This window comes from Siminovitchia jepli, assembly GCF_047228825.1.
In the GTDB taxonomy this organism is placed as follows: Bacteria; Bacillota; Bacilli; order Bacillales; family Bacillaceae_C; genus Siminovitchia.
Window position 1 is genome coordinate 1 of the sequence record NZ_JBFEGN010000043.1, and the last position, 21,688, is coordinate 21,688.

Here is a 21,688-nt window from a genome sequence, read left to right on the forward strand (position 1 = left end):
TTTCTGGAAATTAGGGTATAGCCGGTTAGCTTAGTATTGCTTTTTTTAGCAGTTCGTTAGTTATATTTTCAGGGTAGTTCGTTAGTTATATTTTCAGGGTAGATAAAAAGAAGGATTATGTTTTCATTTCATATCAGGGTGGTACACCGATGGGAGCAAATACTTCTAAATATTTATTTGAACGTATATATAAACAATTGGAGAAAGACAATATTCATATTAAGCGGATTACACCGCACGGGTTACGGCATACTCATGCAACGATATTAATTAACATGGGGATCCCACCTAAAACTATAGCTGACCGTTTAGGCAATACTGTTGAAATGATTTACAATGTATATTCTCATTCCTTCAAAGAATTAGAGGATAAAGCAGTAGTTGCATTCAGTGAGAGTCTGGCAAGTGGGGCTAAAATTGGGGCTAATTGATTTTAAACAGTCTGTAAACGTTGATATATAAGGCTTTTAAATGCTGTAGAACACTACTCACGCTAATTTTTATGCCCTGGCAAAGCATTATTAAAAGCCCCAAAACCTTGTTAAATCAAGGTTTGGGGCTTTTTGTTTATGCATCCAAAAGCAAGGTTTTGGGATGGGTAATAATTTCCAAATGATAACTTTTTCATGATATAATACAGGTATGCAGCTACATAAGCAGGGTGGGCAGCGACTACTTCCCTATAGAGGGGAGGTGACGCTGATGGTGAGCTTATATGATGCAATAGTCTTGATGATCATGTTCTCAAGCCTAATCGTGTCAGTGATCGCCATAGCTATTTCTCTATATAAAATGAAATAGCTCTCCCTTGCTTTGACCGAGCGGGAAAGCTATTTCTTCAGCTGGGTCGCTGCACTTCATGCAGTGTAGCTGTATACCCGGGATGCCAGTTGTCACCTGGTGTCCCTTTTTTATTCTATGCTGTATACCTCTATTATATTCATACCCGGATATTTTGTAAAGAAAACATAATCAAATACAGCTATGAAAGTAAGTTTCTAATTTTTTATGAAAGAATTTTAGGGGCTTTTTGGACAGCCCCTCGCTGCATAGTATATTATTTTACGCCTGGATAACCTTTATTTTAAGCCCGGTTGATAAGTGCCGGGCCTGTTTAATGTCGTTTGCTAGTCGTCCCGCTCCCTGCAACGGCAAATAAATAGATCGCGGTCACGGTCGCGATCATGATCACACTCATCCCAATCCCATACTTCCCGGCATCTGCAAACCAACCTTGCCCGCCTTCTCCGTCCGTCTCTTTCTCCTCCAACAAAGTCATCTTCAAGGTTTTGACAATGCCAAGAGGGTTGGGGTGTAGTGAGCCTGTCAATCGACTTTCGCGGCATATCCTTATTTCGCTATCGCTCCATTCCGGTTTTCCACGGTTCGATTGACAGGCGCTACATATCGCCATCCTCCCCCAAGCGACCGCCAGGCCCTAAAATAAAAAAGACTACCAACTGCGCAAGAAGGTAGCCTTTTTTATGGTGTTTTGCTGTCCCATATTAAATGTGGACGCACACCACACGCCCGAGACAGCCATTTATCTTTTTCATTGTATCATAAGAAAAGGAAGGGACAATAATGGGTACAGTCATTTTATCTGAAAAACCGTCACAAGCTAGGGATTACGCGACGGCATTCAAAAAGGCAGTCACAAAGGATGGATATATTGAAATTGAGGATAAACAGTTTTTTAATGATAAAGCTTATATTACATGGGGATACGGTCATCTTGTAGAGTTGGCAGAACCCCAAGCTTATAAAGACGAATGGGAAAAGTGGAGCTTAGAGAGTTTTTGGCTGATCCTTTGCTTTTCCGATTGCTAAAATAGCCATTTCTGGTGGATCAGTTGTTCCCGTTATTCATCATGCTGACCAGCTAAGCTTACTAGAAATTGCAAAGAACCGAACCGAACTCACTGAAAAAGCAAAAAGATCAATTCGTCATTGGCGTATAAATGACCCCTGGACAAATAGCGTTTGTACGAATATTTTGCTTTTATTTCAAAGGGACAGCCTTAGCCAATATAGGAAGAAATCCACCATGTATTACCGAAAGTATCTTTTACTCCTGCCCCTCTCTCTTGATATGGCTTGTCCGTCGGTTCCTCAAGAGATTGTGCGCCCATTCGAATAGCCCTTTGATATGCTTCGTCCGTGTCATTAACATACACATAAATAGAGGCTTGTGTGGCATTTTTAAATGACTCACCAACTTCTAGCACGACTACAGCATCACCAATCTTCACCTCAACGTGAAAACCCGTTCCCGTTTTGTGACGCTCAAGTTCTTCTGCTTCGAATACCTGGTTAACAAAGTCAAGTAAATCAAGATGTCCATAGAGATAAGGCCGAACAGTACCAAAACCATGGCGAATATGATTGTTTGTTCCTCCACTCATTAATTAACACCTGCCCTTAAAAGTTTTTTGCCTGAATACCCATTCTGTCCAATCCATTAAATATCCTTTAAAATTTACTCCTTTATTCTAAAAAATGGCTCGTTTGTTTAAGAAAAATGATACCAATACCCTCCCCCTTCATAGTGACTTTTCCCATATTATACCACATAATACATCTCTCCTATTAATTATTAAAGCCGGCCGACTTGTTAATAAGATATTGTTTCCGTTAAATCCAAGTCAGTAAAGAGCTTTATTTTCAAGGAACATCTGACTCGTCAAACAGTGAGATGTATAAATTCATTGCTTCTTCAGCATTTCCATCGAAAGTTTAAAACGTGATAATCTTTTGATTTGGATTTTCCACTAATGATCTACTCATTTTGTTGGTCCTGAATAAACGTGGTCATCAGGAGCCTTGTCAGCTACAACATTCAGAGTGATGTTATGCTCAAGAAGTGCCTTCAGCGCGCAGAGAACCATCGTGTATCCTCCCATTGAACCAATGGCATAGTTTACTATATCATCTCCATTGCCTGTAAACCCTGAGTTTGTAATCGAGACAAATGTTTCGTTTTCTGTTCGTGGAGTAAATACCCACTCGGTTTTGGTGTTGTCCGATGATTCGATCCGAATCAGCTTGTTTTGCTCGATTTCTTTTACATGAACATCATCGGAAACGCCGTACATCTCCCATTCCCACCTAATATGCTTTCCCTCTTCTAATCTTCCGCTGCTTTTGGTGAACCAAAACTTTGTCGTTATCTCCGGGTCGATAAAAGCTTCAAATACTTCTTCAACCGGTCTGCGAATAAGCATTTCTGACTTAACAACCGGTATATGATTCAATGTCACCATCTTAATTCTCCTTTCGTCGTTTATTGTTCATTCCTCATGCAAAGTTCCATTCGGATTGACAGCTAGACGCCGCTTGTACTCCTTTTCCATCTGGGTGTGTGTCGACCAAAAAGGTCTCGGTTCACGACCGTATAGATGGTCGACAAGGATGCCGAGGTGGGTGTGCCAGCCGCTGGCGACGCTCAGCATCGTTGTACGGTCACCGAGACGGCGGTGCGTCAGTACGAGGATCACATCCCCATTACGTGGAGTCAGCTCGAATGTGACTTCCGAGTCGTCTCCAGACCCTTCGGCCCAAGTAAAGCTAAGTAGGCGGGGCGGCTCACAGCGCGTAATATGCCCGCGGTTAGTGTGGCCTCCTTCGTGTTGCTTGTACCGGTCGGGTGTCGGCTCATTGTGCGGAGTAAGGTCGGCATGACGGAAATTCAGCTCAACCCTCCCGCCTACATGCAGTTCCATCAGCCCTGAAGCAAGCCACGTTCCCCGCTTCTCTGATTCCGTCAAATAGGCCCAGACGCGTTCGATCGGGCCGGGGAGCACGCGTTTGAAGCGTACGGTCCCGGGTTCAGTAACAACCCCAAATTCATTCATTGTCAATTCCTCCTTGTGTCGTGTTTTTTTCAGGCTTGTTCAGCTCGCGCTCCAGGGCATCAAGATGATTGGTCCAAAAACGCTCGTAGAAGCGAATCCATTCGTGGGCGGCGGCCAAAGATTTGGGATTGAGTCGGCAAGTATGCGTGCGACCCCGGATCGTCCGCTGGAGCAGTCCTGCCTCCTCCAGGACCTTGATGTGCTTGGACGCTGCCGCCAGTGACATTTTGAATGGCGCGGCCAAATCGGTCACCGTACGCTCATGAATGGACAGCTGATGGAGCATCTCCCGCCGGGTCGGGTCGGCGAGGGCGTGGAATATGTGGTCGAGATTTTCGTGTTGTTGTTCAACCATGTGGTTAAGTATAACGGACACAACATGATTGTCAACCATTAGGTTGAATAAGCAAAAACGGTGAGATCTTATCGTTTGATTCGATCCAAATAAAAAATGGAAAGAAGGAAGATTCCTTATAACCACAACGACACAAATAAAAAAGACAGCCTACTAAAAACAACGCAGGCGAAACAATTACTTCATACTTTCCTTCTTTCTGTATTTTTCAAGTGCCTCCTTACTACACAGGAAATTACCGATAAGAAAGGACTTAGTGCTTTCTTTTCTCAGCCATTTTCTCCCTGGCCCGGTGATAATTTCCTTCCAAGCAATAAACTTGTTTTGATTCAATCCAATACATCTTTTCGAACAACTTATTGAGAAAATAACGGTCATGAGAAACAGCTAAAATAGTGCCATTATAATCTTCAAGCGCATCTTCCAACACTTCCCGGGAATCAATGTCCAGATGGTTCGTCGGTTCATCCAAAATGAGTAAATTCATGTCTTGATGCATCAGTTGAGCCAAACGAAGTCTCATTCTTTCCCCACCGCTGAGCTGTGAAACCTTTCGAAAGACCATATGCCCGTAGAATAAAAATCTCGCTAAAATGTGCCTGGCTTCTTCCTCAGTCACCCTTACCTCGTTGCGAAAAGCATCTATCACTGTATCATCGATAAAATCTGAAAAAACATGCTGGGATAAATAGCCGATTTTAACATTACTTCCTATTTTTCCGTCCTCCAAATCCAAGATTCTATTTACGACGTCATCCAAAAAATAACGGTCATGGGAAATAACAACGACCGTTCCACTATAAAATTGCAAAAAGGTTCCCAGCCATTCCACCGTCGCCAAGTCCAAATGATTAGTCGGTTCATCCAATAATAATAAATCCGGATTTTTAAGAAGGATAAAAGCCAGGCCTACCTTTGTTTTTTCTCCACCGCTGAGGGCCAAGTATTGTTGATCCAATAAATCATGAATCTTCAAGCCATTAACGATTCTTTCAATACTGGCCTCTATTTCATATCCGCCTTTTACTGAAAAATTGTCTTGCATATTACCATAATGCTCCATTAACTCCCCCAGTTTTGCTTCGTTTGATTCATGCCCCATTTCCTCTTCAAGTTTCCTCAGCTTTACTTCCATTTGTAAAAGTTCTGAGAAAGCAGTCTTTAAAATGTCTTTAGTAAGCAATTCGTTATGATAATCCGGAATTTGCGCAAGATAGCCGATGGAAATGCCTTTTTTCCAATGGATGAGACCCGAATCTGGTGTTTCTTCACCAGCCAATAATTTCAATAGCGTCGTCTTGCCGCTGCCATTCCGGCCAACCAACCCAATTCGATCCCCTTCCTGAATTTCAAATGATATATTGTCAAATAGTAGATTTCCTCCATACATCTTGCTCACTTGATTCACACTGCAGGCAATCATGATATATACTTCCTCCCTCATTTAAATAAACAAAAAAAGCCATAGGGAAACAACCTTCCCCATGACTATAATGAACAATTTGGACAGCGCCAGGCTCTTGGGCGCAGGCGATTCCCCAGTTGTATACATACTTAGGACATTCACATGTTCACAATGCCGAATCCCAAATAAAAAAAGGAGCATGAAAAGCTCCTCTTCAACCATTCATATATATTGTGGGTTTAGAGATGTTTTCACCGTTTTAGATTTGCTATGAAGTTGCTAAAAAAGGGCATACGTATCCCGTTAACAACTGCAACAGCAAATTTTGCACGGTTAAACAATAAGAATTCCGTCCAAAATCCGTGCACTAAAACAGCATGATTCAACATCTCTTCCCCACCTCCGTTTCATCGTGATTTGCTTATATTTTATAAGTTCTAAAATTATTTTTCAACCATTTCGCCATAAAAAATATCCTTCCTGCCATCTTCTCTTTTTCATCCAATATGAAACAAATGAAAAAAACTGTCTTCATATTTTATTCCCTTAAGGACATATTAGCGATAGGAGGTGGAAAAATTGGATAAGAAAGACAAAATCAGAAAAAATGTAAATGCCGAATTGGGCGGCATGGGCCTTTACGGAACGACATCCAATAAAAATATAGGCGGTTATGAGACTTCAGGCGACATTGAAAATGCCGGCAAGCCGGATAAAGGCTTTAAAAGGCCGGACCAGGAAGAAGTGCAGGCTTCCATAAAAGAAGATGACAGGGATCAATCCTATTAAAAGGAAGGAGCATCCTTTATGGTTCAAAAAGGAAAAAAGCAATATAAAGTCACAACGGGCGATTATGAAAATAAAACGGGCGGATTGAATTTCGGCTACGAATACAGTTCCGGCAATAGACTCAGCCGAAACGAATGCAAGGAGCAAAAATCGCAGCGGGAAAAAGAGTGACAATAAATAGAACCCATTCAAATGGATAAAAGGCTCATGCCATTCCAAATATTGCACCTCTCTCATATTTTAATACAGGGGGGTGTTGTTGTTGTCCAGAATGGGAAGAAGACAGCCGGGTTTCTGCATATTTCCCGGCTACAATTGGTGCGGTCCCGGCTGCAGCGGGCCAGGGGCTCCCGTAAACGATGTAGACGCCTGCTGCATGAGACACGACTACTGTCTTCGCAGCGGTGTCCATCCATGTGCATGTGATTATGAGTTTATGCATTGTTTGAAACCAAAAATCGAACCGTACACACAAAAAGGCAGGGCCAGTGCTCTTATGTACAACTTTATGCGCCTAAAGACCACGTTCTTATGCGGCTGATACAGCTGCTGAAAACTGAAACCTTCTTGGTCTTTTTTATATGGAAAAACCCGGCAAGCCATCTGCAGCCTGCCGAGTTTTGTTTTTAGTATTTGATCAGATGGTATTTTTTCTTTCCGCGGCGGATAATCGTGAATTTTCCACCAAGCTTGTCTTTTTCGCCAAGTTCAAATCCGATGTCGGTGATCCGGTCTCCGTTAATGGTAATGGCGCCATTTTGGATATCTTCCCTCGCCTGCCTTTTAGAGGGTGAAATCTTGGCAGCCACAAGCAGGTCAACGAGCCCATTTTCTTTTTCACCTTTAGGCTCATATGAAGGAACATCTTTAAAGCCTTGTTCAATTTCCTCAATCGATAACTCTTTAATGTTGCCGCTGAAGAGTGCTTCGGTAATCCGGATCGCCTGCCGAAGCGCCTCTTCCCCATGAATCAAGCGCGTCATTTCTTCGGCCAGCGCCTTTTGCGCCTTCCGAAGATGCGGCTCCTTCTCCAGTGATTTTTCAAGTGCTTCGATTTCTTCCCGATCAAGGAACGTGAAATATTTTAAATATTGAACAGCATCGGCATCCGCCGTGTTGATCCAAAATTGATAAAACTCGTAAGGCGTCGTCTTTTCGGGGTCCAGCCAAACGGCGCCTCCTTCTGTTTTCCCGAATTTTGTTCCGTCCGCTTTCGTTACGAGCGGAATCGTCAAACCGTAGGCTTTCGCCTCATCACCTGCCATTTTGCGGATAAATTCCAGGCCCGTTGTAATGTTCCCCCATTGATCGCTTCCGCCGATTTGCATTTTGCAGCCGAAATTTTTATAAAGATGAAGAAAGTCGATGGCCTGCAGTAATGTGTAGGTGAATTCCGTAAATGAAATGCCTGTTTCCAGACGGGTGGCAACCGTTTCTTTGGCAAGCATATAATTCACGCCGATATGCTTGCCAAAATCACGCAAAAATGTCGTTAAATCCATTCCACCGAGCCACTCAAAATTGTTTGTCATCGTTGCACGGTTTTCTCCGGTGAAGTCAAAAATTCTCTCCAATTGGGCCTTGATCCCTTGAACATTTTTTTCTACCTGTTCGAGCGTCTGCAGCTGCCTTTCTTCTTTTTTGCCGCTCGGATCACCTATCAGCCCGGTAAATCCCCCGACCAAAACAATCGGACGGTGCCCATGCTTTTGGAAACGGCGCAGCGTTAAGAACGGCAATAAATGCCCGATATGCATGCTGTCAGCCGTCGGATCGACACCGCAGTATAAAGAAATTTTTTCATTCTCAAGAATTTCTCTTATACCTTCCTCATCTGTTTGTTGATAAATGATGCCACGCCACTTTAAATCATCCAATAATTGTTCCAACCTTTTTCCCTGCCTTCTGTTTAAAAATAAATAAAAACGCCCCTTCGTTCTGCACGAAGGGACGACTTGTTCACCGCGTTACCACCCAACTTGGGAAATTGCATTTCCCCGCTCATCGATATAACGGTTTGCACCGTTCGCCGCTACTGTTTGTTCACGGCAAAAGCTCCCGGAGGTAATTCACCATGCTGTTTGTCCCGGTTTGCACCAACCACCGGTTCTCTTCATAACAGGGACAGCCGACTACTTGATCCGTTCCTAGCCTGATGTATCGCATTGTATAGAAAATATTGTAGCTACATTGCGCTGCTATGTCAAATTCTTGCGAAAAAAATATTTCCCTTGTGCTATAATAGTTTTGATTTCAGGAGGTATTTTTTATGAAAAATTTTTTGAAAGCACAATGGGAGCAAATGAAGGAACGTGCTTCAACGATCGACAAAAAAGAATGGATGAAAGGATTCCGGATTACATATGGCGTCATTTGGAACTTGATCCTTCTCTTGACGATATTCCTAATACTTGGCGGCGCCTTTGCCGGAGGTGTGGGGGCAGGCTACTTTGCATCGCTTGTAAAAGATGAAAAAGTCCGTCCTGCTGCCAGTATGAAAAAGGATATTTACCATTATGAAGAAACATCGAAATTATATTTTTCCAACAATGTTTATTTGGGAAAACTGCAGTCGGACATTGACAGGGAAGAAGTCAAAATTGAAGATGTCTCGGATTATTTGAAAAAAGCGGTCGTTGCAACGGAAGATGAGTACTTTTACGAGCATAAAGGCGTCGTTCCGAAAGCTTTAATGAGGGCCATTTTCCAAGAATTAACCAACTCTTCCGTCCAAAGCGGCGGCAGTACATTAACACAGCAGCTTATTAAAAACCAGATTTTAACGAACGAAGTTTCTTTTGACCGTAAAGCAAAAGAAATCCTGCTTGCTTTAAGGCTTGAAAAATTTCTGGAAAAAGATGAAATTTTAGAAGCTTATTTAAACGTGACAACGTTTGGCAGAAATTCCTCCGGACAAAATATTGGCGGAGTCCAGGCTGCTGCAAGGGGCATTTTCGGGGTAGATGCCAAAGAATTGAATTTGCCGCAAGCCGCTTTTATTGCAGGGCTTCCACAAAGTCCTTTTAGATACACTCCATTTGCGGTTGGGGGCGGCTTAAAGGAAGAATCGCTTCTTGAACCCGGTCTAAACAGGATGAAAACGGTCCTTAGCCGGATGCGCGCCGAGGAGTACATTACTAAAAAAGAATATGAGGAAGCACTCAATTATGATATCGTTTCCGATTTTATCAAGCCGCAGCCGCGTGCTTATGAAAAATATCCATACTTGACTGCAGAAATTGAAAAACGGGGCAAAGAAATATTGACGGAAATCCTGGCGAAAAAAGACGGCTACAGCAAAAAAGATTTGGATAAGGACAAGGATCTTTATCGAAAATATGATACATTGGCTGCCCGGGATATCAGGCAAAACGGCTACCACATTCATACAACGGTCAATAAAAAAATATATGATATTCATCAAAAAATAAAAGATGAGTACGATAATTACGGCTATACGAAAATAAGACAAGAGAGAAATCCGGAAACGGGAAAATTGGAGGAAATCAAAGAGCCAGTGCAAGTGGGCGCTATTTTAATAGAAAATAAGACAGGTAAAATATTAAGCTTTGTTGGCGGCCGCGACCATAAATTGGAAGAAACGAACCACGCCACCCAGGCAGTACGGCAAAATGGTTCAACGATGAAGCCGCTGCTCGTCTATGCGCCGGCCATGGAAATGGGTCTCAGTGCACCGGGTGCTGTCGTGGCGGATATTCCGATCTCAGCAGGCGGAGGAAAAGTATTCAGAAACTATTCAGGCCGGTATTACGGACTTGTTTCGACCCGAAAAGCGCTTGCACATTCGCACAATGCTTCCGCGATTTATACGTATTTAAAAACCGTTAACAATGACCCTGCCAAGTATTTGGAAAAGATGGGTTTTACATCCTTAACAAAGGGCGACCATGTCAACATGGCGACTGCACTGGGCGGTATGGAAGTCGGTGTAACGGTGGAAGAGAATACAAATGCTTATGCAACGTTTGCCAACGGCGGAAAATTCGTCGATGCCTACATGATTGAAAAAATAACCGACCACGATGGAAACGTTGTGTACGAACATAAGTCGAAGCCTGTCGATGTATTCAGTCCGCAAACATCATACTTGATGATTGACATGATGCGGGATGTACTGAGATATGGAACAGCCGCCTCTGTCCCTGGAATGCTGAAATTTTCAGCAGATTGGGCGGGAAAAACGGGAACAACGAATGGACCCAATGATGCATGGTTCATTGCGTCGAACCCAAATGTGACTCTCGGAACATGGATTGGATACAAAACACCTGCTCCTCTTTCCAATGATGGAAGCGAAGGCAGACGCAACCTCGGTATTTGGGCAAGATTAATGAATGGCGCATATGACGCAGCTCCGGACTTGATCAAACCAAAAGAAAGATTCACCATGCCGGGAGGCATTGTACGGCGCTCCTATTGTGCCGTTTCCGGATTGCTTCCATCAAAAGCCTGTTCGGCAGCAGGCCTTGTTGAATCTGACCTGTTTAATGCGAAATTTGTACCGACCAAGGTCGATGACAGCTTGGGAAATGGACGATACGTCATGGTCAAAGGCAAAAAATACATGGCCCTGCCTTCCACACCCGGAGAATTTACAATGCCGGGCGGCATGCTCAGTCCGGAATTCGTGAAACGAATAACGCTTGGAAGATCTACTGATCCGTCTTATTTGATTCCCGACAACGATCCAAGGTGGAAAAACTTGCTGGCAGCCGGAGCCATCCTGAAGGACGACGGAAAAGCACCGGCAAGTGTTACAACTTCCATCTCAAAAGGGCTGCTTACCTGGAAAGAATCTCCGAGCCATGATGTCGTTGGTTACCGAGTCTATTCCGCATCTGGCAAAAAGGTGGCATCTATTGTATCCGGCTCTTCTCTGTCCTATCGCGTCGGCAGCGGTTCCTACTATGTCGTTGCCGTGGACATTGCGGGAAGGGAATCAGCACCGTCCAACAAGATTGAAGCAAAGGAAGAAAAAGAAGCAGCGAAAACAGATACTGACGACAAGAAACCAACAAATAAACAACAAGAAAAACAAGTGCAAGAACCGCCGGCTCCAGATAAAGAAAAACCAATCCCGCCTAAAAAAGAGGAGCCAAAAGACCAAGCGAAAGATGATGAGAAAAAGGAAGAGCCAAAAGATAACCAAGAGAAGGAAAATCCCGGGAATGGAAATAACGGGAATGGAAACAGCGGGAATGAAAACGGCGGAAATAATGATCAAGAAAAAAAAGAGGAACCTAATAATCAGTAATATCCCAAAAGCGAATCCGCACTCATGGCAGAGCGGGTTCGCTTTGATTTGTCCATTAAGAAAGCGCAATGCGCCAGTATTGGCTGCAAATATAAGACAAATCCCCGAGGGAAGACTTAACTTTAATTAGTGATTAACCAACTGTCAATCATATTCACAAAAAAAAGCAAAAATCCTTCAGTACTAAACGCTCTGCCCCTCTATTCGGGCCCACCCACTGGGTCGCTTTGAACATCAAAACCACCTATTTTACATAACACCAGAATTCAGGCTCTTTTTAACGCGTCTAAGTGACTCGATTATCGATTTTAACCTTCTTCGGATCCCTGGGCCTCTCTACGTGACCCAAATGACTGGCTTTCCCCTTTTTCGGTCACTTAGAACCTCTCTACGTGACCCAAATGTCAAGTTTAGCTCTTTTTCGGTCACGTAGAACCTTTCTACGTAATGGAACTGATAAGAAAAGCTCCTTGCTAAGCGCAGACAAACAAGACGATTCCCAATAAGGCAGTTCGCATGCGAATAAGGAAGCAGCTTGTGACATCGAGGGGTAGGCACTGGCAAGCCTTAGATCTCCATATCCTGTTGCCCCGGCGGCAAAAGGACGTCCTGTCCGCCATAGCTAGCCAACAAAAGTCTTTGTTCAAAATGTTAAGCCAAAAAACTTATGCTTACTCTGCAAAAATAGGAGGTTTTTCCAAATGAATAATGGGGTCGTCGCGCCCTTTTATCCATCTAATCACCATTTCCAAAAAAGTTGTTTAATTCTTACAAAATATCCACTACAATTATATTTAATAAAGAAACTATATACTGCTTCTAATATATCTGATTTTTTAAAAAGACTAATGAACTTTCCTATAGGGTGATTAAAAATAGACTGATCATAACATTTTTCTTTATAAAAGCTTCACACAAAAGGAAATTAGGGATGGGGGAAAAATGGTGACGAATAAGGGGCTCATGTATATACCTTTCATCATTTTTGTTGTTCTAATCATTTGGATTGTCTATTCTATTAACCAACCCCCTAAGTGGGTAGGAAAATCTGATGATAGCATGTGGGAAACGAATTTTACAAGTGAAATGAATTCACCAAAAGGCTATTGGAGTGGAAAGATTTATTCTAATTATGATGAGGATATTCATATTCTAAAGGCTTCCCTGATAAAAAATGGTACGGTTATTCATAATTGGGAAGGAGATGAGACGATTAAAAAAAGCCGGCCTTTTGAATATCTTACAACAACTAAAACACTGAACAACAAGAATGACACATATGTATTGAGTTTAAGGTGGGAGGATACAAACGGAACACATGAAGATACCATAACGCTATCTCCAAAGCACAGATACTTTATCTTACCCAATTTTCTAATTAAGTAAGCTTAACAAGCGCCGTTTGTAAAAAAGAAATAAACCCCCATGAAGTGATATATACCCCAGAAACGCTGAAAAATAACAGAGAACAGGGGGACTTTCAAAACGAAGCCCCCCTGTTCTTTAATCTTCCATCGTCGACAAGTCGCCTGTCGGCAATCCGAGTTCCCATGCTTTCAAAACACGGCGCATGATTTTGCCGCTTCGTGTTTTCGGAAGCTTGTCCCGAAATTCAATTTCACGCGGTGCGGCATGGGCAGCCAGCCCTGTTTTGACGAATTGGCGAATGTCTTCCTTCAATTCCTCACTTGGGTCGTAGCCTTCCATCAGTGCAACAAATGCTTTAATGATCTCCCCACGGACAGGATCCGGCTTCCCGATCACACCGGCTTCCGCAACCGCAGGGTGTTCAAGCAGCTTGCTCTCCACTTCAAACGGGCCCACCCGCTCGCCCGATGTCATAATGACGTCATCGACACGGCCCTGAAACCAAACATATCCATCTTCATCCATAAAGGCGGAATCTCCCGATACATACCAGCCGCCGGGAAGAAAATAAGAATCATATTTTTGGGGATTTTTCCAAATTTGCCGCATCATCGACGGCCAGCCTTTTTTTATGGCAAGGTTCCCCATGCGGTTCGGAGGCAAAACATTTCCCTGATCATCCACAATGGCGACCTCCACCCCCGGGATCGCTTTCCCCATTGATCCGGGTTTAATCTCCATACAAGGATAATTGGCTACGACCAAAGCGCCTGTTTCCGTCATCCACCACGTATCGTGGATACGCTTGTGAAACACTTTTAGTCCCCAGCGTATGACTTCCGGATTAAGCGGCTCGCCAACGCTTAAAATGTGCCTAAGCGAAGATAAATCGAACTTTTGAACAAGCTCATCCCCAGCCCCCATCAGCATCCGAAATGCAGTCGGGGCACTGTACCAGACCGTAACGCCGAAATCCTCGATCGTTTGATACCAATTTTCCGGTTTGAAACGGCCGCCTGTAATGACATTCGAAGTACCCGTGAGCCAAGGGCCGAAAATACCGTAGGAAGTCCCCGTTACCCAACCGGGATCCGCCGTGCACCAATACACATCCTCTTCCTGCAAATCCAACACCCAGCGGGCGGTCTGATAATGCTGGATCATGGCGTTATGGACATGCAAAACACCTTTCGGCCTTCCTGTTGACCCGGACGTATAATGCAGAATCAGGCCGTCTTCCCGGTCAACCCACTCAATCTCCAATTGCTTGTCCGCTTCATCCATTTTCTTGTTAAAATCAACAAATGGCCCGGTTTCTTCAATATTATCCCCAACAAGAAAAATCGTTTCCAGGGCAGGAAGTTCATCCACCGGTACCCTTCCCACCAATTCAGGCGTCGTAACAAGCACTTTTGCTTCACTGTCTTCGAGCCTGTCTTTCACGGCACCTTCCATAAAAGCTTCAAACAGGGGACCCACAATCGCACCAAGCTTAATGGCTCCCAAAATGGAAGCATATAATTCAGGAGAACGCGGCATAAAAATAAAAACACGGTCTCCTTTGTTTACATCGCCGTATGTTTTTAAAACGTTTCCGGCTTTATTCGAAAGCTCTTTCATTTCTTTGAACGTATATTTTTCATTTCTTGATTCGTCCCGGTAATAAAGGGCGACCTTGTTTTTCCGAAATGTTTCTGCATGACGGTCAATTGCTTCATAGGCCATGTTTACCCGGCCGGTTTCAGCCCAGGAAAAATGCTTTTCAGTTTCTTCCCAAAGAAATGTTTCCCGTGCTTCATCATAATTTTGCAAATTGTAATGACCCTGGCCAGCAGGAATGCGTTGTATTTCCATGCAGTAATCCCCCCTGTTAAGAACTATTTACCCATTATAATACAAAAGGGAAAGATTCACAATTAGTTCAAATTTATGCCAAATGATGGATAAAAAATGCCGTTCACAAATGTAAGCGTTGTACCATTCGTGTATAATAAAGAAAAGCGCAACCGCCCTGCTCAGCACGGGAAACAAGGAGAAACACCCAGGAGGCCCCTCCTCCGGAGTGTTTTGATTATGACCTCTAGGGGCGAGCTAAACATAGAAATACTCTTTTGAAGAAAAATTTTCTTACAGGAATGCTTTCTTTACTTTTAAAAAACGCTAAGAGTCAGAGGTCAGAAGCCAGTTTGGTCTAAATTTGCGAAAGCGCAAATTAATATTTTCTTAACCATTGAAAAAGAAATGTGCAGTCCGGAAATCGACTTATAAGGAGGTGCCTGAATGGAGCATAAAAAAACGTATAATGCCTTAGAGGTGAAAACCCGAAAAGGGAATGTCCTGATCGAGGGCCCCATCAGCAGCGAATCCCTCCAAGACATGGAGTTTCATAAAGATCTGATCTCTTTCCGGCCTCCCCGGGAGCAGCACAAAGCGCTAGTGGAGATTGCCGCACTGCCAGAAGGACGCATCATTGTTGCCCGAGACAATAATACCGTGATCGGCTACGTTACATACGTATATCCCGACCCGCTTGAGCGCTGGTCAGAGGGCAATATGGAAAATTTGATCGAACTTGGAGCCATTGAAGTGATACCTGCCTACCGTGGTGAAGGCATCGGAAAAGGCTTATTGCAAGTTTCCATGATGGACGATGCCATGGAAGATTACATCATTATTACTACAGAGTATTATTGGCACTGGGATTTAAAAGGATCCGGGCTGAACGTGTGGGAATATCGAAAAGTGATGGAAAAAATGATGCAGGCAGGCGGCCTGGAATGGTATGCGACGGATGATCCGGAAATATGCTCACATCCTGCCAACTGCTTGATGGCAAGAATCGGAAAAAGAGTCGATCAGCAGTCAATAGAGCAATTTGACCGTTTACGGTTTACGAACCGCTTCATGTATTAGCTTCAAAAGCGAACAAAGGAGTGAAGTTGGATGATTGTCGAGCAAATCATGACGAAAGACGTATTGACCCTTTCTCCGGAGGATAATGTCAAGTCAGCCCTGGCCCTCATGCGTAAAAATAACATGCGTCACCTTCCGCTTGTCAACAATGAGAAAGAAGTTGTCGGCCTGGTAACAGAACGCGATATTAAGAGCACCCTTCCTTCTTTTTTAAAAGAAGAAGAATTAAAGGAACATCTCTCCGCCCCTTTGTCCACAATCATGACCAAAAATGTGGTCACAGGGCATCCGCTCGATTTCGTGGAAGAAGTGGCAGTCCTTTTTTACGATTATAAAATTGGCTGTCTGCCGATCATTCACGACCGGAAGCTTGTCGGCATCATTACAAGCACTGACCTCCTGCACACGATGGTTGAATTGACGGGAGCGAATAAACCGGGATCCCAGTTGGAAATTCGGGTGGAAAATAAAACCGGGGTGCTCTATGAAGCAGCGGGCGTGTTTCGAAAACATCACGTCAATTTGCACAGTGTTTTAGTTTATCCCGACCCGGATGATGAAAAATATCAAATCCTTGTCTTCCGAGTCGCTACCATCAATCCGATCCCGATGATCGAAGCTTTAAAAAAAGAAGGCTTTGAGGTACTGTGGCCCAATCTGCCGGGGATATCATCATGAAAAAAGATTCGGTTTTCATTTATTCGGACGAACTTTTAAAATACCGCTTTTCCGAACATCATCCATTTAATCAATTCCGGCTTACGCTTACGATTGATTTGCTAAAAAAAATGGGGGCGCTTTCCAATGACTCGATCATCATCCCGAGAAAAGCGGCAGAGGAAGAGCTCCTGCTGAACCATGACCCGGCATTTATCGATGCGGTAAAGCAGGCGGGCGGCGGGCATTTGCCGCCAAGCCGGGCTGAGAGCTTCGGGCTCGGGACCGAAGATACCCCCATATTTGAGGGCATGCATGATGCCAGTTCTTATATCGTCGGCGGTACGCTGACTGCCGTTGATTACGTGATGCAGGGAAAAGCGGAGCATGCTTTGCATTTGGGCGGGGGACTCCACCACGGCTTTAAAGGAAAAGCTTCCGGGTTTTGCGTTTATAACGATAGTGCAGTGGCGATTAAATATATCCAAAAGAAATATCATGCACGGGTTTTGTATGTTGATACAGACGCCCACCATGGAGATGGCGTACAATGGTCCTTTTATGATGACGAAACCGTATGCACATTTTCCATTCATGAAACAGGGAGATACTTGTTCCCCGGAACCGGCAACACGAATGAATGGGGACAGGGAAAAGGATATGGCTATTCTTTCAATATCCCGCTGGATGCGTTTACAGAGGATGAATCTTTTATTTGGGCCTATTCTACGGCTTTTCGCGAGATTGTCGAATATTTTAAACCGGATGTCATTTTTTCCCAAAATGGTGCGGATGCCCATTATTTTGACCCACTGACGCATTTGTCCGTTACGATGAATACATATCGGGAAATTCCGAAACTGGCACATACGCTTGCCCATGAATATTGTGAGGGGAGATGGATTGCCGTGGGCGGGGGCGGCTACGATATTTGGCGGGTCGTTCCCCGAGCCTGGTCCCTTATTTGGCTGGAAATGACAGGACAGCACGCTTCCGGCCCGCTGCCCAAACAATGGCTGGATCGCTGGCAAAAGCTTGCACCCTTTGAGCTGCCGAAAAATTGGGAGGATGAAACAAATTTGTACAAGCCTATTCCGCGCAAGGAAGAAATCACGGAAAAAAACGCCCAAACCGTCGAACGGGCATTGTATTTCCTGCGGCAGCAACTGAAACAGACGAAAAAAAGGCGGACAGGTAGACAACCTGTCCGCTATGCTTTCGTAGATCCTCTCATTTCCAGCCGGTGCGGAAGAACCACGATATTCTCCTGTACTTTTTCTTTGTTCATATATTTTGTCAACAGCCTCATGGAAACAGCCCCAATATCATATAGTGGCTGAACAATCGTTGTCAACTGCGGCCGCACCATCAATGTAAGCTTGGTATTATCAGATGTGATCACTTCCAAATCGGCAGGAACGGATAAGCCGTCATCTTGGGCACCGTGCAATACACCAAGGGCCATTTCGTCATCACCCGAAACAACCGCTGTCGGTCTCGGGTTAAGCCGCTTCAGTTTTTGCCATGCCTCCAGGCCGGAGTCATACGTATATTCGCCTTCAATCACGTAGTCTTCTTTGAATTCCAAACCTGCTTGTTCCAATGCTTCCTTATAGCCTACAAGCTTATGCCCGCGATTAATCAAATCACGCATCGGCCCCATGACAAAAGCAATGTTTTTATGCCCCTCTCCGATAAAATGCGTTGTCGCATCAAAAGTAGCCTGTCTGTAGTCAATGTTGACAGAAGGGAGCGAATTGGAAGACTCGATTGAGCCGGCAAGTACAATTGGAACAGGAGACCGCTTTAACTCCTGGACAAATTCATCCGTAATATTTTGGCTCATGACGACAATCCCGTCTACTTGCTTTCCTAGCATCGTATTTAACAAATGCAGCTCTTTGTTTACGTTTTGGTCCGAATTGCTCAAAATGATATTATATTTATACATGGTCGCAATGTCTTCAATCCCGCGGGCAAGTTCGGCGTAAAAAATATTTGCAACATCTGGTATAATAACCCCAACCGTTGTCGTCTTTTTACTCGCCAGCCCCCGTGCAACCGCATTCGGACGATACTCCAATCTTTCGATGACTTCCAGTACTTTTTTTCTCGTGGCGGGCTTCACGTTCGGATTCCCGTTAACCACCCTTGATACGGTAGCCATCGAAACATTCGCTTCTCGTGCCACATCATATATCGTTACATTCATCCTCTTCACTCTCCTGTTAACAACTTGCAATACAATGTATTTTCATTTATTATATAGGATTTTCACTTCTTTCATAATCATACGCCAGATAGGCATAATGTTGCAAACCTTTCCACCTCTCTTCAAAAAATTTTCATAACTTTCCCTTTCTTAATGACGGAATGGGATAAAATTCATTTGATTACAAAGAAAAAAATTAAATAGGCAGGCAGCTTTTCATTTAAGCCGCCTGCCATTTTTCAGGAATTCATGGAGCTGTTCATTTTGTTTTGTCGGCCAAATTCTCCGCTTTCTCCGATACTTTATCACTGGCTTGGTTTGCTGCCGTCTGCATCTGGTCTGCCGCTTCTTTGGCACTCTCCGCAGTAAGATCAACTGTCCGATGTGCCGTTTCTTTCATTTGATCCGTTCTCTCTTTTGCAGCTTCCGCCATCGAATTCGTTGTTTCTTTTGCGGTGCTTCGGAACTGGTCGGCTTTTTCCTTTACCGCTTCTGCCAAGTTGCTGCCTTTGTCCATTGCTGTTTGGCGAAGCTGGTTTGTTTTTTCAACAGCAGTCGAGGTTAAATCACTGCCTTTGTCCATGACGGTTTCTTTCCAACCGCTTGATTTTTCCTTTAGCAAGTCCATTTGTTCATTCAAATCGCTCCTGAGTTCCCTGCCTGATTTTGGAGCCATCAACAATGCGGTTGCAGCTCCCACGATGCTGCCTACAATCACGCCTGTAAGAAAATTGCCAGTGTTATTGTCATTATTGCCCATCTTTATCTTCCTCCTTCAAATTAAAAAATTCGGTTTAACTTCTTCCGCCCTCCAACTGCTGGGTACGAACCAATATTTCCGAATTGGCTTCTTTTTCTTCTTTTGCTTTTTTCTTTCCAAACCATTTATCTTTCATCTCTTTCACCACTGCTCCCCACTGAACGGCTTGGGCAATTTTATCTTCGTTTTTCACCACGGTGGAAGATACCGTCTTGGTTACTCTTTGCAGCGATGTGTTGAGATCCTGTACAGTGTGGCCAACCCCCTGTACCGCGCTTCCCACGTCTTTCACCGCATCTACAACAGTGTCCAGTTTTTCCACTTTCACTTGAATATCATCAGCAAGGGCGTTCGTCTTATGTAAAAGCATTGTTGTCTCACCTGTCACACCCTTTAATTGGTTTTCAAGCCCATCTAAAGTTTTTGAAACACTTTCCAGAGTTTCTTTCATCGCCTTTAAAGTTTTCGTTAAGCTGATCACGAGAATCAAGAATGCAATCGCAATCAAGGCAACGCTCAAATACAGAATGATCCTCATTCATTCCACACCTCCCATATACAACATCTTTACCCTAGTTTGTCCAATCATAAACCCTTTTAACATCTTCTTGATACGCCCTTCGCATTCCTTTTTTCTTTTTTTAAGAAAACCGCCAAAAAGGCGGTTTCATTGTGCTCTTTTTAACTGCCGCTGCAACAAATTTTCATAGGCGACCTGGAATTTCTGAATGTCTCCGGCCCCCATAAAAAGGAGCACGGAATCGTCCAGTAACAACAGCGGGGAAGTATCGTCTTCCTGCAATATCTCGGCACCTTCGATTTTCGCTTTTAAATCATGGATGGAAAGCTCTCCATGATTTTCCCTTGCAGATCCGAAAATGTCGCATAAGTATACTTTATCCGCTTCACCCAAACTTTCCCCAAATTCACGTAAAAAAGTTTGCGTCCGTGTAAAAGTATGCGGTTGAAAGACGGCAACGATCGGTTTATCCGGATACTTCTGCCTGGCTGCATTTATCGTCGCTTTAATTTCAACTGGATGGTGGGCATAATCATCTACAAGGATTTGGCTCCCCATTTGTTTTTCTGTAAAACGCCGTTTGACGCCGTTGAAAGTTTTCAATTGCTGCTGCAAAAGCTTACAATCAATTTGTTCATAATGGCTTAATGCGATTACCGCAAGGGCATTTAAAATATTATGGTCCCCATAGGAGGGAATTTCAAAGGTCGAATAAAAATGGTTGCGAACAAATACGTCAAACTTTGTACCGGACGTTGATTTTACAATATTTCGGGCCTGGAAGTCGTTTCCGTCACCAAAACCGTAAAAAAGAACGGGTACTTTTGCCTGTATTTTTTGAAGCTGTTCATCATCCCCATAAGCGATTATCGCTTTATTGACCTGAAGGGCCAGTTCCTGAAATGCCTGGAAAACATCACTCACATCAGAAAAATAATCCGGATGGTCAAAATCGATATTTGTCATGATGGCATAGTCAGGATGATACGATAAAAAATGCCTCCGGTATTCACATGCTTCAAAAATAAAATAGACAGCCTGTTTGTCCCCATTGCCCGTTCCATCCCCAATGAGGTACGAAACGGGCTTGACGCCTTTCATAACATGGGCCAGCAGGCCTGTAGTCGATGTTTTTCCATGTGAACCGGTTACGCCTATGCTGATGAACTGCTTCATGTATTCGCCAAGGAACGTATGATAACGGATCACTTCTATCCCCTGCTTTAACGCTTCATCTATTTCTTCATGTGAATCGGGAAAAGCATTACCGGCGATCACTTTCATGCCCGGTTTAATATTTTCACGTTGAAAAGGTAATATTTTAATTTTTAAATTCTCCAGGGCCTCTTGGGTAAAGAAATATTTTTCCACATCGGATCCCTGCACTTTATAACCCGAATGGTGGAGAATTTGTGCAAGAGCGCTCATCCCGGAACCTTTAATACCGACGAAATGGTATACAGTCATAGCAGAACCTCCAGCGATCGTCTATCTGTATGTATTATATGAAATGAAAAAAAAAATGCTCAAAGGTCTTCTCCGAATCTGACTGCTCTGTTTATTTTGAGCTTAAGCCAACA

23 protein-coding genes, 1 pseudogene and 1 other annotated feature are annotated in these 21,688 nt (G+C 43.7%); of the genes and pseudogenes, 11 read left to right on the plus strand and 13 right to left on the minus strand.

Annotation, left to right across the window (positions count from 1 at the left end):
* Positions 1 to 89 precede the first annotated feature (89 nt).
* Both AB1L08_RS13820 and AB1L08_RS13825 read left to right on the plus strand, forming a co-directional pair.
* Entirely contained in the window at positions 90 to 431 is a 342-nt protein-coding gene (locus AB1L08_RS13820; protein ID WP_413065282.1) for a tyrosine-type recombinase/integrase, read from the plus strand.
* Positions 432 to 702: 271 nt separating this feature from the next.
* Positions 703 to 801, plus strand: coding sequence for a putative holin-like toxin (locus AB1L08_RS13825; protein WP_413065251.1), 99 nt, complete (start codon positions 703 to 705; stop codon positions 799 to 801).
* 313 nt (positions 802 to 1,114) lie between these two features.
* On the opposite strand, the gene AB1L08_RS13830 is transcribed toward AB1L08_RS13825, so the two are convergent.
* Entirely contained in the window at positions 1,115 to 1,414 is a 300-nt protein-coding gene (locus AB1L08_RS13830) for a hypothetical protein (protein ID WP_413065252.1), read from the minus strand.
* Between the two features lie 170 nt (positions 1,415 to 1,584).
* On the opposite strand from AB1L08_RS13830, the gene AB1L08_RS13835 reads away from it, so the two are divergent.
* The gene (locus tag AB1L08_RS13835) at positions 1,585 to 1,830 is read left to right on the plus strand and encodes a hypothetical protein (RefSeq protein ID WP_413065253.1); all 246 of its coding nucleotides are present in this window, start codon (positions 1,585 to 1,587) and stop codon (positions 1,828 to 1,830) included.
* Between the two features lie 191 nt (positions 1,831 to 2,021).
* On the opposite strand, the gene AB1L08_RS13840 is transcribed toward AB1L08_RS13835, so the two are convergent.
* The 6 genes from AB1L08_RS13840 to AB1L08_RS13865 form a co-directional block, all read right to left on the minus strand.
* On the minus strand, positions 2,022 to 2,405 hold the full coding sequence (locus tag AB1L08_RS13840) for a VOC family protein (RefSeq protein WP_413065254.1): 384 nt from the start codon (positions 2,403 to 2,405) through the stop codon (positions 2,022 to 2,024).
* Between the two features lie 378 nt (positions 2,406 to 2,783).
* On the minus strand, positions 2,784 to 3,263 hold the full coding sequence (locus AB1L08_RS13845) for an SRPBCC family protein (RefSeq protein WP_413065255.1): 480 nt from the start codon (positions 3,261 to 3,263) through the stop codon (positions 2,784 to 2,786).
* A 27-nt stretch (positions 3,264 to 3,290) separates the two neighbouring features.
* Positions 3,291 to 3,854 (minus strand): SRPBCC family protein, encoded by a 564-nt coding sequence (locus tag AB1L08_RS13850; protein WP_413065256.1) that lies wholly within the window; start codon positions 3,852 to 3,854, stop codon positions 3,291 to 3,293.
* On the minus strand, positions 3,847 to 4,230 hold the full coding sequence (locus AB1L08_RS13855; protein ID WP_413065257.1) for an ArsR/SmtB family transcription factor: 384 nt from the start codon (positions 4,228 to 4,230) through the stop codon (positions 3,847 to 3,849). Before AB1L08_RS13855 ends, AB1L08_RS13850 begins: the two co-directional genes overlap by 8 nt.
* 232 nt (positions 4,231 to 4,462) lie before the next feature.
* On the minus strand, positions 4,463 to 5,632 hold the full coding sequence (locus tag AB1L08_RS13860; protein WP_489686527.1) for an ABC-F family ATP-binding cassette domain-containing protein: 1,170 nt from the start codon (positions 5,630 to 5,632) through the stop codon (positions 4,463 to 4,465).
* A gap of 233 nt (positions 5,633 to 5,865) precedes the next feature.
* A complete protein-coding gene (locus tag AB1L08_RS13865; RefSeq protein WP_413065258.1) occupies positions 5,866 to 6,003 on the minus strand; it encodes an RAxF-45 family protein in 138 nt (45 codons plus the stop codon).
* Between the two features lie 190 nt (positions 6,004 to 6,193).
* Here AB1L08_RS13865 and AB1L08_RS13870 point away from each other — a divergent pair, with 190 nt between their 5' ends.
* The 3 genes from AB1L08_RS13870 (at position 6,194) to AB1L08_RS13880 (ending at position 6,944) form a co-directional block, all read left to right on the plus strand.
* Positions 6,194 to 6,403: a hypothetical protein gene (locus AB1L08_RS13870; protein ID WP_413065259.1), complete on the plus strand. Its 210-nt coding sequence runs from the start codon at positions 6,194 to 6,196 to the stop codon at positions 6,401 to 6,403.
* A gap of 18 nt (positions 6,404 to 6,421) precedes the next feature.
* Positions 6,422 to 6,574: a hypothetical protein gene (locus AB1L08_RS13875; protein ID WP_413065260.1), complete on the plus strand. Its 153-nt coding sequence runs from the start codon at positions 6,422 to 6,424 to the stop codon at positions 6,572 to 6,574.
* A gap of 100 nt (positions 6,575 to 6,674) precedes the next feature.
* Positions 6,675 to 6,944 (plus strand): phospholipase, encoded by a 270-nt coding sequence (locus AB1L08_RS13880; protein WP_413065283.1) that lies wholly within the window; start codon positions 6,675 to 6,677, stop codon positions 6,942 to 6,944.
* An 85-nt stretch (positions 6,945 to 7,029) separates the two neighbouring features.
* Here the strand turns inward: AB1L08_RS13880 and tyrS are convergent, their stop codons facing one another.
* The gene (gene tyrS / locus AB1L08_RS13885; protein ID WP_413065261.1) at positions 7,030 to 8,292 is read right to left on the minus strand and encodes a tyrosine--tRNA ligase; all 1,263 of its coding nucleotides are present in this window, start codon (positions 8,290 to 8,292) and stop codon (positions 7,030 to 7,032) included.
* Positions 8,293 to 8,346: 54 nt separating this feature from the next.
* Positions 8,347 to 8,561, minus strand: a binding site (T-box leader).
* Positions 8,562 to 8,672: 111 nt separating this feature from the next.
* Between tyrS and AB1L08_RS13890 the strand changes: the two genes are divergently transcribed.
* Positions 8,673 to 11,678: a transglycosylase domain-containing protein gene (locus AB1L08_RS13890; protein ID WP_413065262.1), complete on the plus strand. Its 3,006-nt coding sequence runs from the start codon at positions 8,673 to 8,675 to the stop codon at positions 11,676 to 11,678.
* A 942-nt stretch (positions 11,679 to 12,620) separates the two neighbouring features.
* Positions 12,621 to 13,064 (plus strand): hypothetical protein, encoded by a 444-nt coding sequence (locus tag AB1L08_RS13895; RefSeq protein ID WP_413065263.1) that lies wholly within the window; start codon positions 12,621 to 12,623, stop codon positions 13,062 to 13,064.
* Between the two features lie 117 nt (positions 13,065 to 13,181).
* Here the strand turns inward: AB1L08_RS13895 and acsA are convergent, their stop codons facing one another.
* Positions 13,182 to 14,900 carry an acetate--CoA ligase gene (acsA, locus tag AB1L08_RS13900; protein ID WP_413065264.1) on the minus strand — a complete coding sequence of 573 codons (1,719 nt, stop codon included), beginning with the start codon at positions 14,898 to 14,900 and terminating at the stop codon, positions 13,182 to 13,184.
* Between the two features lie 426 nt (positions 14,901 to 15,326).
* On the opposite strand from acsA, the gene AB1L08_RS13905 reads away from it, so the two are divergent.
* From AB1L08_RS13905 to AB1L08_RS13915, 3 genes and pseudogenes are all read left to right on the plus strand, one after another.
* Positions 15,327 to 15,959 (plus strand): GNAT family N-acetyltransferase, encoded by a 633-nt coding sequence (locus AB1L08_RS13905; RefSeq protein ID WP_413065265.1) that lies wholly within the window; start codon positions 15,327 to 15,329, stop codon positions 15,957 to 15,959.
* A gap of 30 nt (positions 15,960 to 15,989) precedes the next feature.
* Positions 15,990 to 16,637, plus strand: coding sequence for an acetoin utilization AcuB family protein (locus AB1L08_RS13910; protein ID WP_413065266.1), 648 nt, complete (start codon positions 15,990 to 15,992; stop codon positions 16,635 to 16,637).
* Positions 16,634 to 17,794, plus strand: a pseudogene (locus tag AB1L08_RS13915) (acetoin utilization protein AcuC); the annotation flags it as partial. The gene AB1L08_RS13910 and the pseudogene AB1L08_RS13915, both read left to right, overlap by 4 nt.
* Before the next feature lie 32 nt (positions 17,795 to 17,826).
* On the opposite strand, the gene ccpA reads toward AB1L08_RS13915, so the two are convergent.
* The 4 genes from ccpA to murC form a co-directional block, all read right to left on the minus strand.
* Positions 17,827 to 18,828, minus strand: a complete 1,002-nt coding sequence (gene ccpA / locus AB1L08_RS13920; protein WP_413065267.1) for a catabolite control protein A — start codon at positions 18,826 to 18,828, stop codon at positions 17,827 to 17,829.
* A gap of 259 nt (positions 18,829 to 19,087) precedes the next feature.
* Positions 19,088 to 19,588 (minus strand): YtxH domain-containing protein, encoded by a 501-nt coding sequence (locus AB1L08_RS13925; protein ID WP_413065268.1) that lies wholly within the window; start codon positions 19,586 to 19,588, stop codon positions 19,088 to 19,090.
* A 34-nt stretch (positions 19,589 to 19,622) separates the two neighbouring features.
* A complete protein-coding gene (locus tag AB1L08_RS13930) occupies positions 19,623 to 20,126 on the minus strand; it encodes a DUF948 domain-containing protein (RefSeq protein ID WP_413065269.1) in 504 nt (167 codons plus the stop codon).
* Positions 20,127 to 20,255: 129 nt separating this feature from the next.
* Entirely contained in the window at positions 20,256 to 21,575 is a 1,320-nt protein-coding gene (murC, locus tag AB1L08_RS13935) for a UDP-N-acetylmuramate--L-alanine ligase (RefSeq protein ID WP_413065270.1), read from the minus strand.
* Positions 21,576 to 21,688: the final 113 nt, after the last annotated feature.

Coding starts and splice junctions, on each gene's coding strand:
- acsA (WP_413065264.1), bottom strand. CDS start 14,900: ATGGAAATACAACGCATTCCTGCTGGCCAGGGTCATTACAATTTGCAA.
- AB1L08_RS13895 (WP_413065263.1), top strand. CDS start 12,621: ATGGTGACGAATAAGGGGCTCATGTATATACCTTTCATCATTTTTGTT.
- AB1L08_RS13910 (WP_413065266.1), top strand. CDS start 15,990: ATGATTGTCGAGCAAATCATGACGAAAGACGTATTGACCCTTTCTCCG.
- ccpA (WP_413065267.1), bottom strand. CDS start 18,828: ATGAATGTAACGATATATGATGTGGCACGAGAAGCGAATGTTTCGATG.
- AB1L08_RS13930 (WP_413065269.1), bottom strand. CDS start 20,126: ATGAGGATCATTCTGTATTTGAGCGTTGCCTTGATTGCGATTGCATTC.
- AB1L08_RS13840 (WP_413065254.1), bottom strand. CDS start 2,405: ATGAGTGGAGGAACAAACAATCATATTCGCCATGGTTTTGGTACTGTT.
- AB1L08_RS13880 (WP_413065283.1), top strand. CDS start 6,675: ATGGGAAGAAGACAGCCGGGTTTCTGCATATTTCCCGGCTACAATTGG.
- AB1L08_RS13860 (WP_489686527.1), bottom strand. CDS start 5,632: ATGATTGCCTGCAGTGTGAATCAAGTGAGCAAGATGTATGGAGGAAAT.
- AB1L08_RS13865 (WP_413065258.1), bottom strand. CDS start 6,003: ATGTTGAATCATGCTGTTTTAGTGCACGGATTTTGGACGGAATTCTTA.
- AB1L08_RS13830 (WP_413065252.1), bottom strand. CDS start 1,414: ATGGCGATATGTAGCGCCTGTCAATCGAACCGTGGAAAACCGGAATGG.
- AB1L08_RS13905 (WP_413065265.1), top strand. CDS start 15,327: ATGGAGCATAAAAAAACGTATAATGCCTTAGAGGTGAAAACCCGAAAA.
- murC (WP_413065270.1), bottom strand. CDS start 21,575: ATGACTGTATACCATTTCGTCGGTATTAAAGGTTCCGGGATGAGCGCT.
- AB1L08_RS13825 (WP_413065251.1), top strand. CDS start 703: ATGGTGAGCTTATATGATGCAATAGTCTTGATGATCATGTTCTCAAGC.
- AB1L08_RS13925 (WP_413065268.1), bottom strand. CDS start 19,588: ATGGGCAATAATGACAATAACACTGGCAATTTTCTTACAGGCGTGATT.
- AB1L08_RS13835 (WP_413065253.1), top strand. CDS start 1,585: ATGGGTACAGTCATTTTATCTGAAAAACCGTCACAAGCTAGGGATTAC.
- AB1L08_RS13890 (WP_413065262.1), top strand. CDS start 8,673: ATGAAAAATTTTTTGAAAGCACAATGGGAGCAAATGAAGGAACGTGCT.
- AB1L08_RS13850 (WP_413065256.1), bottom strand. CDS start 3,854: ATGAATGAATTTGGGGTTGTTACTGAACCCGGGACCGTACGCTTCAAA.
- AB1L08_RS13875 (WP_413065260.1), top strand. CDS start 6,422: ATGGTTCAAAAAGGAAAAAAGCAATATAAAGTCACAACGGGCGATTAT.
- AB1L08_RS13845 (WP_413065255.1), bottom strand. CDS start 3,263: ATGGTGACATTGAATCATATACCGGTTGTTAAGTCAGAAATGCTTATT.